This is a genomic window from Spirochaetales bacterium (assembly GCA_016930085.1).
Lineage (GTDB): Bacteria > Spirochaetota > Spirochaetia > SZUA-6 > JAFGRV01 > JAFGHO01.
Map to the genome: position 1 here is coordinate 66,771 of JAFGHO010000093.1, position 13,169 is coordinate 79,939.

The 13,169-nt window shown below is 50.2% G+C and carries 7 protein-coding genes; 4 read left to right on the plus strand and 3 right to left on the minus strand.

The features are described from left to right. Nucleotides 1-146: 146 nt before the first annotated feature. Nucleotides 147-3,680 carry an NHL repeat-containing protein gene (locus JW881_16125; protein ID MBN1699047.1) on the minus strand — a complete coding sequence of 1,178 codons (3,534 nt, stop codon included), beginning with the start codon at nt 3,678-3,680 and terminating at the stop codon, nt 147-149. 339 nt (nt 3,681-4,019) lie between these two features. Here JW881_16125 and fabZ point away from each other — a divergent pair, with 339 nt between their 5' ends. The 3 genes from fabZ to JW881_16140 all read left to right on the plus strand — a co-directional run bounded on the left by fabZ (nt 4,020) and on the right by JW881_16140 (nt 6,770). After that, nucleotides 4,020-4,451 (plus strand): 3-hydroxyacyl-ACP dehydratase FabZ, encoded by a 432-nt coding sequence (gene fabZ / locus JW881_16130; GenBank protein ID MBN1699048.1) that lies wholly within the window; start codon nt 4,020-4,022, stop codon nt 4,449-4,451. 279 nt (nt 4,452-4,730) lie between these two features. Beyond that, nucleotides 4,731-5,273: a hypothetical protein gene (locus JW881_16135; GenBank protein ID MBN1699049.1), complete on the plus strand. Its 543-nt coding sequence runs from the start codon at nt 4,731-4,733 to the stop codon at nt 5,271-5,273. Between the two features lie 423 nt (nt 5,274-5,696). Then, nucleotides 5,697-6,770, plus strand: a complete 1,074-nt coding sequence (locus JW881_16140) for a dockerin type I repeat-containing protein (protein MBN1699050.1) — start codon at nt 5,697-5,699, stop codon at nt 6,768-6,770. A 46-nt stretch (nt 6,771-6,816) separates the two neighbouring features. On the opposite strand, the gene JW881_16145 is transcribed toward JW881_16140, so the two are convergent. Both JW881_16145 and JW881_16150 read right to left on the minus strand, forming a co-directional pair. Further along, entirely contained in the window at nt 6,817-10,848 is a 4,032-nt protein-coding gene (locus JW881_16145; protein MBN1699051.1) for an OmpA family protein, read from the minus strand. Between the two features lie 203 nt (nt 10,849-11,051). After that, entirely contained in the window at nt 11,052-11,504 is a 453-nt protein-coding gene (locus JW881_16150; protein ID MBN1699052.1) for a divergent PAP2 family protein, read from the minus strand. A gap of 175 nt (nt 11,505-11,679) precedes the next feature. Between JW881_16150 and JW881_16155 the strand changes: the two genes are divergently transcribed. Then, on the plus strand, nt 11,680-13,014 hold the full coding sequence (locus JW881_16155; GenBank protein ID MBN1699053.1) for a tetratricopeptide repeat protein: 1,335 nt from the start codon (nt 11,680-11,682) through the stop codon (nt 13,012-13,014). Nucleotides 13,015-13,169 lie beyond the last annotated feature (155 nt).

Genomic DNA, 13,169 nt, shown 5'->3' on the forward strand with positions numbered 1-13,169 from the left:
TGCAAGGGAGGAGAGAAAAGGAGGGGGCTTTTTTTGAAGAATGAGGAAAAAAGCCGGGTATTTGGCTTTATTTTAAAAAAGGGCTGTCCGATTTTATCGGACAGCCCCATTATCTGCAAGGTATAGGTAAATCATCCCGGATTACATCATATTCCTTCGAAGATAAGCGCCCGGTGGTTGTTCGCATCGATAACCAGAAGTTTATTTCCATCATAAAGCGTCGCCCCCGAGGGCCAGTTGAACTCGTTCGCCGAACAGCCCGCCGATCCCGTCGTAAAATTCGGCTGGCCTAAAACAACGTCCGCGGAAACGCCATTTGCAGCCGGAATCGAATTGAATATCAGTACCCGGTGGTTATCGAGGTCCGAGACGACAAGCTGATTCGATGTGGTGCTTGCGGAAAAATTCCACTGCCGCTTGAATTTGTTCGCGGCCGTTCCCGATCCCCCTGAAGTGAAGTTGTTCTGGCCGACGACCACATCGGCGGCCTGGCCGTTTTCGGTAGGGAAGGAATTCCAAATGAGGATCCTGTTGTTGTTTGCATCCGAGACCATCACTATGGTGCCGTCACTCCAGACATCGGAAGGGCCTTTGAGTGTCGTGGCCGAAGTACCGGAACCGCCCGAGGTAAAGCTCGTCTGTCCGAGTACCAGATCCGCGGAAGCCCCATTGGAAGCCGGAATTGTGTTGTAAATCAACACCCGGTTGTTGCCGTAATCGGCGACAAGCAGTTTGCCGTTTTCAGTAATCACGGCGGATTCCGGATTCTTTACCGTCTGTGCCGTTGTACCCGTCGTATTTGACGTGAAGGATGTCTGGCCCACGACGACATTCGCCGCGGCCCCGCTTGAAGAAGGAAGCGAGTTGTAGATGAGGATACGGTTGTTGTTGTAATCGACGATGGAAAGTTTCGTCCCGTTCGAACTGACCGTCTCGGGTCCGTTGAAGACCGTATCCGACAATCCGGCGGTGTTGCTCGTGAGATCGGGCTGTCCGATCACATAGTCCGCGGATGCATTGTTGAGTGAAGGCACCGAATTGAAGACAAGGACGCGGTTATTGCCGTAATCGGGCAGGAAGAGTTTGCCGCCGACAATCGCAACGCCCCCGAATGCCTGGCCGTAGGTGTTGGGTCCCACGGACCCGCCCTGATTTTCTGAGTTTGTGGTGAAATTCGTCTGGCCGATAACGACCGCGGCGTCCTGGTTGCTTTCGAGTTCGACATACGATTCGGCGTAATCGATACTGAATTGCACGGCGGCGGTATTGTCATTGCCCCCTGTATAATCGCTGCACACCCCGGCCGGAACGTCCACGATAACCGTTCCGCTTTCTTCCGGCGCCCCGTCCGGAGTGATGTCGAAGGTGAACACCGTGTCGTCCTGGGTCTGGAAATTCCCTTTCGTTCCACCCGTGACCTCGATATCTCCAAGCGTGAAATCAACGACCGGTTCGGTGAAGGTGACGGTCACCTGCACCGGCACCGCTTCGGTGGGACTTGATTCGGTGGAAGTAATAGTTACTGCCGGCGCCTCCGCGTCGTATTCGACCTCAAAGCGGTCGGCCGCGGTATTCTGGTTGCCCGCCCCGTCCTCCGCCGCTCCGGCCTCTATATCGATGGTAACGGTTTCATGCGTAGAGGCCGGCGTGATATTCGCCGTAAAGACGATATCGTTTGAGGTCTGGAAATTGCCCGCGCTCCCGTTTCCCACACTGATGTCGCCCGCTGTAAATCCCGCAACCTCTTCGCTGAAAACGATGGTAATCTGGATGGGAGCAGTTTTGGTCGGATTCGAGGCCCCCGAGGTGATTTCGACCGAAGGCGCACAGTTGTCGTATTCGATCGCAAATTGCGCGGCGGCCTCCATGGCATTGCCCGCAAAATCATCGGCAGCACCCGCGCCGATGTCGACGGTAATATAAACCTCCGAATCGGAAGGAACGATTTCCGCCGTATAGACGATTCCGTCTTCGGTCGAAAGGTTCTGTATCGAGCCGTTAGCCGCCTCGATATCCTCAGCTTCAAAGCCGCTTACTGCTTCGTTAAAGGTAAAGGTGAGGAGTATCGGACTTTCGGTTGCCGGATCGTCCGCCTCAGAGGATATAACCGCCGCAGGGACGACCTGGTCGTCGTAGACCACCGCGTACTGCGGGGCGGCCTCATTGCCGTTTCCCGCCGCGTCCGAGACGCTGTCCGCATCGATATCCACGGTAACGCGGGCCCCGATAGCAACGCTGATTTCCGCCGTGTATTCGATATTATCCTCCGTCGCGAAGTTTCCGGCTTCCCCGTATGCCACTATGATATCTTCGAGCGAGAAACCCTCGACCGGCTCGGAAAAGGTGATAGTGACGGGAATCGTCGATTCGGTCGTCGGGTCCGATACTATTGAAGCGATCGCCGCCTGCGGGGAAATGTCGTCATATTCAATAAGGAGGTCCTCCGCCGCGATATTCGGATTACCGGCGCCGTCGTTGGCCGCCCCGGCCGAGACGGAGACGGTGACCGTCCCCGCGGTTCCGGGGATAATCGCCGCGGTGAATACCGGGTTCTCCGAATCGTCGAAATCCGTGACGGTTCCGTTCTGTACGCCGATATCGGTCTCATCAAACCCGGTCATGAACTCGGAAAAGGTGACGGTCACCGGTATGGGATTCGCGTTTGTCGGAGTGGCGGACGTCGATATCGCCGCTTCCGGCGGGATGATATCGGTATAGACGATGGAGAAACGTTCGGCTTCCGTATTGCCGTTCCCGGCCCCGTCCCGGGCCGTACCGGCCGGAACGTCCACGGTCACTTCCCCCATCGCAGCGGGAATGATGTCGACCGTATATTCGATATTGTTTTCAGAAAGCAGGTTTTCCGCTTCACCGTTTCCCACGGCAATATCTTCAAGGCCAAAACCTTCGACCTCTTCGGTGAAGGTGATTACCACGGGAAGCGGATAGGCATCCGTCGGATCCGATGCGGTCGATGTGACGATCACCTCCGGAGCGGCGCTGTCAAAGGTCACGGTCAATACGTCCGAAACGAGATTCTCGTTTAAATCGTTGTCAGTACACACACCGGCCGGAATCCAAACGGCAACCCTGCCCTGGTCTGTGGGGACGATATCGGCGGAAAAAACGGTATCGTCCGCCGTCTCGCAGTTTTCCACAGCGCCATTGTCAACCATAATATCTTCCGCCCCGAATCCGGACACCGTTTCCGTGAAGGTAATAGTCACCGGTATCGGATCGAGATTGGTGATGTTCCCCGCCATTGTCGTGACGACGGCCGAGGGTATATTCGGATTATAGGTGATGGAAAACTGATCTGCCGGTTCGTTTACATTACCTGCCGCATCTTCGGCGACATTGCCGTATACGTCAATGGTCACGAGACCCTCGTCTATCGGACTTATCAAAGCGATATAGACGATATTGTCGGTTGCGTCGAAATCATCGACCGTTCCATTATTCACCGAAATATCTTCCGCTTCGAATCCCGTTACTGCTTCGCTGAATGTGACGGTCACGGAAAATGGAAGAGCGACCGTCCCGCTTTTTTCCGACGTAATGGCGACGGCCGGGGGAGTCGTGTCGCCTTCATCTCCCCCTCCCCCGCCGTGCGGGGACGCACAGGCAAACAAAATGACAATTAATAAAATAACGATTCCCGATAATGTGAAAGATTTCATAAAAGCCTCCATATCCGACCTCTACAATGAGCCGTCAAGGGCTTTTCATTTTTAAGAAGAAAATACCTATTACTTTCACATATTATTAAGATTTTTCGCGGGTAGAGATACTCTACTCAAAATATACAGCCGGTTACATGAAAAATCAATATTTTACACATATTTTCTTTCATCAATAATCGGCAGCATCGCGAATCCGCACAGAATGAGGATGGCGGCAAACCGCGCATCACGCAATGATAAATCCCGAAAAAACCCCTTGCATCACGCAGGCCTTCTCTATATACTGAGCAAATTATCTGAAAACCATACAAATATTCGTGAAAGGAAATAATATTCATGACGGATATGACATCGTTACTCCCGCACAGGGAGCCCTTTCTTTTTGTGGAAAAACTGGAAAAAACGACGAAAGAAGAAATCATCGGGTACAAACGATTTTCGAACGACGAGTTCTTTTTCAGGGGCCACTTCCCCGGTTACCCCGTGGTCCCCGGCGTGATTCTGGTCGAATCGATGGCGCAATGCGGCGGCGCGGGGATATGTTCGCAGGGAATTCTCGCCGAGGACGCACTCTTCTTCCTGGCCACCGTCAACAAGGCCAAGTTCAAACGCCAAGTCAGGCCGGGCGACGAAATAAAGATGGTTATCAGCAATCTCAGAATATCGCCCGGCATGCTCAGGCAGTCGGGGAAGGCGTACGTCGGTGAAGAACTCGCCGCAGAGGCGGAATGGATGTGTATCGTCGGATCAAAGGATCAGGCCGGCTAACATGCTTTTCTCACATACAGTAGCAAATTATTAAAAACTGTTTTTAAAATAAATAATTAATTCCTGTTGAATAATTATCCGGCTGCCTTTTTAAAAATTTCTCTTACGAAACACAGAGATTAATGATTATTTTTTTTTTTATATTACTTTTCTGGATTATATAACTATTGTATATCGGAATTTGTCGGGTTTTTTGTCGTTTTTATAATAAAAATCAAAGCAGCATGCACTTTTTATGCGTTATATCAAATATAATTACAATTATTCAAGGAGCCTCGTATGATAGAATCCGTTCGGCATGAATTTCATTGTATCATGACGGACAATTTAAGAGAGAGACTGCTCGACCTGACATTGTTCGGTTCGAGGTGTTCGTTGTCCGGTGTCGTTGTAAAAATATTGACCTGTATCGATCCTTTGATTATAAAGGAACACATTTGGGGAAAACAACAAATGAGCCGGTATCGAGCGGTTTCAGATGATCCCGATGAAAGCCGTAAACATGCGCATGTGTATTTTACCGAAGAAGTGTACCGGAAGATCAAGCTGCTGCATGCCGATTTGAATTGTTATAGTATCGCACAGCTTGTGCGGTGGTTGCTGGAGTTGTTTTTGGCGATGGTGGAGAGATATGGAAATAGGGTGATTGAAGAATTCGAGAAACGATTTATGCAATGGAGTCGTGAAGAGAAGGGATTACAAGAGTCCCCTCGAAGGAATTTGCGACAATTGTATAGGATAATTCAACATCTCTCTGAGCGAAATAGATTTATTTCTCTCTATACGGGTCATTATTCACCATTTTGGATACTTCAACTCTAAGAATACATCTTCATACAACACCCCGTTTATCACATATTCACTCCAGTCCGACCAAACGGAATAATCGCACCTGTCGTAAACTGATTACACCCATACACACAAAATACCGGGCCGGAAAGAGTTATTATTCAAAGAATCACTTAATCAACAGGAACTAATTATTAGAAATATCAAGAAATACTTAAAAAGGTGAGAAAAGCGCTAAAACCCAATGAAGAAATAGGTTTCTCACGATCAACTCAGAACACCATATTTTTTAGTTGACAATAAAAATCATCCGTGTTAAGATTTGTTCCGTTTACCGGTGAAAAAGGATCTTTTGCCCGAAAACGCTTACACACCTTTGGCCGACCTAATCATACCTGCGAATACCCTACCGCAAATGCATCCTTAATCATTTCACACCGGGAAAAGGAGGATTGTATGGCACATGTGTTTATTATTTTATGCAGGCGTATGAAGAGGTACTGCCTTCTGTTTTCGTTTTTTTTCGCCTTCGTCTTTTCCGTCACGGCCGACGGATTTCTTCAATGGCCTTCGGCCGACATTACCGTCTATGAACCCGGACAGAAAGCGATCATCGGATGGAACGGCGAACGGGAGGTGATGATTCTTTCAACGGACGTTTACGCGAGTACGCCGGCTTGGGTCGTCGAATTGATACCCTTTCCCTCGTTGCCCGACAATCCGGTGATCGGCAATTACGACGGATTCGACCTCATCGAGGAAATCATCAACCGCCGCGGCATGTACTGGGAAGGGGGGGACGTCAACATGGACGGAAGCGTCAATATCGTCGACGCCCTGATGGCGGCACAGCACTATGTCGGGATGATCATGCTGCCCCATGAATCGATAGGCGATGTGAACGGCAACGGATCGACGGACATCATCGACGCGCTTATGATCGCGCAGCGTTTAGTCGGGCTGAACACTCCTTCGTGGAATTCCCCGGGTTACCGGGAGTACGTTGAAATACTTTTCAGCGAACAGACAGACGTCCACGACATCACCGGACTCAGGGCCGAGAACGCGGATGCCCTCATATCGGCGGCCCGCGACCTTATCCTCCGGAAGGTTTCTACCCTCGATATTACTTGGGAGGAATTACGAAATACGGCGGGGGATTACATCGGCAGGGGGATGAACTACTGGGTCATCGATCTTCTCGAGTTGGGGGACAGAAAAAAAACAAGGGAACCGGTCGCCTACACATTCGATTCGGACAGCCTCTATTTCCCACTGAAAATTTCCTCGGCGACAAGCGGGGACACCGTGATATCACTCTTCACGATTACGGAAGAGAAACTCGACACGAAATCCGTGACGGGAGACTGGAAACACTGGATCGGGCAGTCGGGTTTTGCCGTCACTACGGCTGAAATGTCATCCATCTCTCCTGAAATTACCGGCCTTTTCACGGGAGAAGCCGTTTTAGGATACTACCAGTACAGCGGCCCGCTGGGAGAACTCGATTATGATTTTATCGCCCGTTAAAGGGGGCTTCAGCCCCCTTTAACGGCCGCGATTGACGATAGACGTTTTACTTCCCCTTGACAAGGATGAACTCCACGCGCCTGTTTTTCCAGCGGTTCTGAAGATCGCCGTGGGGGACAACCGGTTCGGTTCCGCCGACGCCCACCGTGCTGATCCTCGCCGCTTCGATTCCCAATTCGACAAGCCCGTTTTTGATTGCCTCCGCCCGTTTTTTCGAAAGGGGAAGGAGGTCGTTTTCCTGTTCGATTTTCGCTTTTTCCGGATTTGCCCATTCCAGACTTACCGCATGTCCCTCGATGATAATATTGTATGCGGCGTATTTCTTGAAAATCTCGGCGAGCCTGTTGAGAGTTTTGAGGTTTCTTTCCTTTCTTTCCGGTTCGACATCGAGATAATCCGGTGTATACGGCTTGAAGGTAATGCTCGGTATTCGTATCTTGTACCGGTCGCCCACTTTCATAACGAGAATATCGATGGGGATCGTATGGGTGACGAGGGCCTTGTTACCGAGGTCGTCGTACACTTTGAACTCCGCCTTGTAATCCTCCGCAGACTGGACCAATTCTCCCGTATCCGAAAGTCCGTTCCAGATAATCTTTTTCGACGGCTTTCCTTTACCCTGATACGAAATGAAATGAACGTTCGTGGGATCGAATATCTCCATTTCCCACCGAACGATTTCACCGGGATCGTTCACGTCGATGATGATGGTCAATTCGTCGTCGATTCCGTCATTGTCGGGTGAAAAGGGCTCGGGGAGTGCATTGAGCGAGACTTCCGGCGGAGAGACGTCGAGTCTGAATCGGGCCGACTCCGACCGGGGAAGATTTCCTTTTTTATATTCGACGCTCAACACCGCCGTATAGAACCCTTCGGGCGCGAGGGTTTTCTCTTTCTTCCCGTCCCATGTGAAGGAAGACGGTACCTGTTTGTCGCCGGAGAAAACTTTCTGCACCCCACCCGTCGCATGAACGAGCTCGAGTTTCCATTCGCCGATCCCTTCCTGGAGTCCCACATAGGCTTTGAAACCGATCGTATCGAGATTACCGTCACCGTCAGGCGACAACCCGTTTCCATCGACGGTGAGAAAAACGGATGTCTGCCGTGTATCGAGGAGGAGTCCGATAATCTTTTTTTCCGTCCTGTTTCCCGCCTTGTCCGTCGAATGTATCGCGTATGAATACTGGCCGTCCTCGAGCTTGTTGCCGTCGTCATCCCGGCCGTACCATTCGACGGGAGATGTCTTTCCCTTCCAGTAGTAGGTTCGTACGACCTCATTCTTTTTGTTCCTTATTTCCCCCTCCCACAGATCTTCCTCACTCGATGTCTGCCGGATCGATATGATATCTTTCCGCCCGTCGCCGTCGGGCGAAAAAAGCGTGTAGTCCGTGCCGATATCGATCGACGGGAAAACGGTATCGATATGGAAGGGTTGCGTTTCGCTTTCCGGGTTATTTCCGTTTTTATAGAGAACCTCAAGACGCGCCGTATACCGGCCGTCGGGGAGGGTTTTCCCCGATTCGTCCCGTCCGTTCCATTTATACTCGGAAGGTTCCTTTCCGGTCCCCGTTATCGTCCTTACCGTTCTGTTCCCCTCGTCCCTGACGGTAAGGGTGAAGCGTTCGATATCGGTCTTTACCTTGAGCTGGGGGATGATGGTAATCGTATCCACGGAACCATCGGCATTCGGGGAAAACCAGGTCACATCGGTCGAAAGAAGCACCGGCGTTTCTTCCGTGTTGAGTTCGAAAGCGACCTTGTTCGAGGTCCCGTAATTACCGGCCTTGTCCGTCGAATACACGAAGTAGGAATATCTGCCGTCCTGGGCGAGTCTTCCGTCATTCCCCCGTCCGTCCCATTCGACACTCAAGTCGGCCCTTCCGCGGAAGCCGTACTTTTTTACCACTTCATCGCTGCTCCCCCTGATTTCTCCGGTCCACTGGATTTCCTCGCTTGTTTCGTTCGCGAAAACGATCGTATCCTTGTTTCCGTCATTGTTCGGAGAAAAAACCTGCTCGTTCGCGTTGACCGTCGCGCGCGGCGCCGTATAATCGACGGTAAACTCCGGGGATACGGCGGAAGGGTTGTTCCCGTTCACGTAGACGAGCTGGAGGACGCCGGTGTAAGCGGTTTCGGACAGCACCTTTCCCCCTTCGTCCTTACCGTCAAAATCGATATGGCCTGAAATTTCGTCCGTACCGGAAAACGTACGGACGGTTTTTCCTTCCCTGTTCCGCACATCGAGTTTCCAGCTTTCAATACCGCGGGTGACGGGTATATCCAGGTTGAATCTGAGGGTATCCTTGATCCCGTCGTCGTTCGGTGAAAACTCCGAAAGCCCTATCGTGATATTGATCGGTGTCGCTTCAGTGTTGATGATGATATTATCCACCTTTTCTTCACGGACATTACCGGCACGGTCCCGGGCGGTCAGCCGGTACCGGTACACACCGTCGGGAACCAGAACCCCTTCCTTGTTTTTCCCGTCCCATTCAAATGTCTGTGGTTCGGTATTTTCCCAGCTGAATGTCGCTATCTCGTTTTCGTTCAAGTCCGTGACCGTTCCCGTCCAGAGATCCTCAACCGAACCGCTTTGTTCGATAACGATCGCGTCCTTGTTGCCGTCATTATTCGGTGAGAAAATGAGGTATGGCGTTGCCACCTCGGAGGAGGGCGTCGTTTTGTCGATGACAACGGTCCCCTCGTCGCTTTTTCGCGTGTTGTTATTGTCGTCCCAGGATTCGAGATAGTAATGATATGTCCCGTCCTCGACGATGGTTCCCGTATTCGACCGTGCGTCCCAGCGGATCGAATCCGGAATCGGGATACCCTGCTTTACATAAAACAGCCTGTCCATGACGTTTTTGAAGCTGACATTTTCGGGCCGGGCCTCCTTGTTTTCGATCTCCCGCACGACATTCCCTTCCTCGTCCGTCACCACAAAACGGTACCCTTTGACATAGCGCCGGTCGGTAATCGAGACGGGAAGATCGATATCATCCTGAACGCCGTCGTGGTTAGGAGAAACATACATCGTTTTTTTCGTTTCGATCTTTATCTCCGGGGGCGTTTCGTCGATCACGCCGAGGGGGATGTTGAACCCCCCGCCGATCCCGTAGGTCCCGTGCGAGATCGGTACAAAGACGAGATTCGCCTTGATCTCGCTTCTGCCCCATCCCTGGTCCGATATACCCAGAAAATCAATGTCTTCTTTGACCGGCAGCTTGAATTTGACGGCGGCGCCGAAGGAGTAAAAGGGCCGGTCGGACGCTGTATCTTCGACTTCGAGAAAATCATAGCACAGATTGCCGTAGAGGGAGAGGACATCGAATAACGTCATCTCTCCGCCCAGGGAAGCCCTCACGTTGAGTTCGCCGGGAAAAACGGGAATCGCGCCGGGGACACTGATATCCGGAGAAAGCGCAAAGGAAAAATTGTCCGTTTTAATGAGTTTGAAGTACGCCCCGATCGAAGGGGTAAAGGCCCTGGGGAAAAGTCTGACATCGTCCGTCGGTGTATAGCCGAGTCCGAGTCCGCGTAAAGCGATCCCCCACCTGAAATCCTTTAAAAAAAGGAGATCACCGGGAAGGTGTAAAATCCCGAGATCGAGGCCCACACCGAATCCCCAATTGTCGCTCTGAACCCCGAATTGCGTTCCGATACCCGCACCGACAAGAAAGTCGGGAAAAAGATCCTTTGAGAACGAGGCGTAAAGCCCGCCCAGCGTTCCCAGGTTCGGATCCCCGATCGGGGAGGTAACGAAGTGGCCGCTTGTACTGAAAACACCGAATTTCGTCGGGATCGTTATACCGAGGTTCCCGGCATGTCCCATCAGTCCCGAATCGAATTGCGGTAATCCGATATAACTCAGATCCAGGGTCGTCCGTTGCTTTGCCCCCGAAGCCGCGGGATTGATGATGTCGCCGACAGGCGATTCAATCGATGCCGTATTGATACCTACCGAGAGAAAATAGGGCGAATAAAGCTCTTCTATCGTTTGCGCGCTCGCGGACGCGGGCATGACAAATGCCAGAATAACCATATATACCGGAAAAACGGAAAAAGTCTTTTTTTTCATACGGTTCCTTCCATTAAAAATATTATCGTGTAAAAATAAAACAATCTTTTATTAAATATATTACAAATAAATTTGTTTTCAACCACTTAATTTTCTATCGGCCGGCTTCGGCTTTAAGCGATAACGCCCGATTTACGAGACTGCTTTCTTTCTTCATGCTGCCGGAAACACCCGTTCCGGACTTTACGGCCATTGGGAATGTATCAGGCAGGACCCGGTGAAAAAATCAGAAAAATGCCGACTGCAAAAATAGCACCGGTTATAATACCCGCGGCTATTTCCGGGACCGTATGGCCTACCATCAACTCCACATCCTCTTTTTCCCCGTCGGGAAGCAGACGAACCAGTTTTTGTATGATACGCGAATGGCTTTGAACGGTTCCGCGAAGCCTGTACGCGTCATAGATAATGATTGCCGCGAAAACAAAGGAAATCGCAAAAAATTCGGATGAAAACCCGTTATAAAGACCGATCGATATACAAAGGGCCGTCACAAAGGCCGAATGCGAACTCGGCATTCCCCCTGCGGTATGGAGGTATTTGACCATTATCCGTTTTTCTTTTATCGAATAGACGATAAACTTGAAAATCTGGCAGAGTACCTGCACGGCAACAGCCGAAAACAGGGAATTACTGAAAGGAAAAATCTGTTTCATAGCCAAGAGAGTACAAAAATATTTGATTTCTTGCCAGTTTTTTTTTAAAATAATAATTAATAAAAAAAGAAAGGAGACGGCTTCCCTGTATCCATGTTTCAATTTTCAGATAATAGACAAATAATGGCATGCATGATATAACAAACCAATGCGTAATGGAGGAAGCGGTAAAATTATGGAAGACAACAACAATAATCAGGAACTGACGGTATTTGATGAAATAATCCAGAATTATGAGGCAATGCTTCGGGAAGGAAAGGAACGGCAGGCGATTGTCGAACTGAAAAAGGCGGTTGAACAATATCCCGATAATTCGCAGCTGCTTCGGACATTAGCGGAAGGTTACATTCATACCGGCAATTATGAAACAGGAATTTCGTGCTATGAAAAGGTACTCAAAATCGAGGCATCGGACGATTTCTCGCTGAAGAGAATCGGAAAATGTTATCTGAAACTGAAAATGTACGAAAAAGCGGAAGTTTACTATAAAGAAGTCCTTAAATCCAATGGCGAAGATCATTATGCCCTGGACGGCCTCGGTGACGCCTATCTCGGCATGGGAGATACCGATGCGGCGATTTCGAACTGGGACAAGTCTCTCCGTAATATGCCGAATAATGTTTACATTCTCAATAAAATTGCAGACCAGTATCGCTACAGGGAAGAGTGGTTCAAGGCGATCGAATACTACGAGCGCGCCCACGATCTCGATCCGCGTAATCCCTATACGCTGGGAGGGTACGGGGATTGTTTTGCCGCACTCTCGGATCTCGATATGGCGATTGAAAAATATACGAAAGCGATCGAGCACAGTCCGAACAATGTCTATATTCTCACCCGGCTTGGCGACGCCTATAAAAGGAAAATGTGGTGGAACAGGGCGATCGAATATTATCAGCGGGCACTCTACCATGACCCGGTCAATACCTTCGCCCTGCGCGGACTCGCGGACACCTATCGCGGCAAGGAATGGAGCTGGCAGGCAATCGATACATGGGTACGATTTCTCGAAATTGAACCCGAAAACACCTACATTTTGAATCGCGTGGGCGATCTCTATAGAAGGGAGGGAAATTGGGAAAATGCCCTCGCCTGCTATGAGAAAATACTCATGGCGAATCCCCATGATAAATACGCGCTCAAGGGGAAATACATCGTGCTGCTTCATTCGGAAAGCAAGATCAAGGACAAACGGAAGGCGCTCGAGCGCATGCTCAACAAAATAAGGATCCTCACCTTCCGCGAAGACAGATCGACGCAGGACGAGAAAAAGGAGACGGAACGGGCGCTGAACGAAGTGGACCCGAATCTTCTCATCGCCACACTCAACCAGCTGGGCGACGAATACAGGCTTTCGGGTGAGTTCGAAAAGGCGCAGGAACTCTATAATGAGGTGCTTTCGATTACCCCTGAAGAACCGCACGCACTCCAGGGTCTCTCGAAACTCAGACTCGTCTATAAAATGGACGCCGATCAGGAGCTTAACCGAAGCAGCAAGGCCTTCGGGTGAAGGGCGGATTTTGACAAAATCCGTATCATTTATGATACAGGTTGATACTGATTCTTAACAACCATGTAGATTTCAGGTTATTATTTCTAACTATCCTGCAATCCCTGTTTATGACATGTAATAAGAATGATATAATGACTATTGAAAAGTGTTCT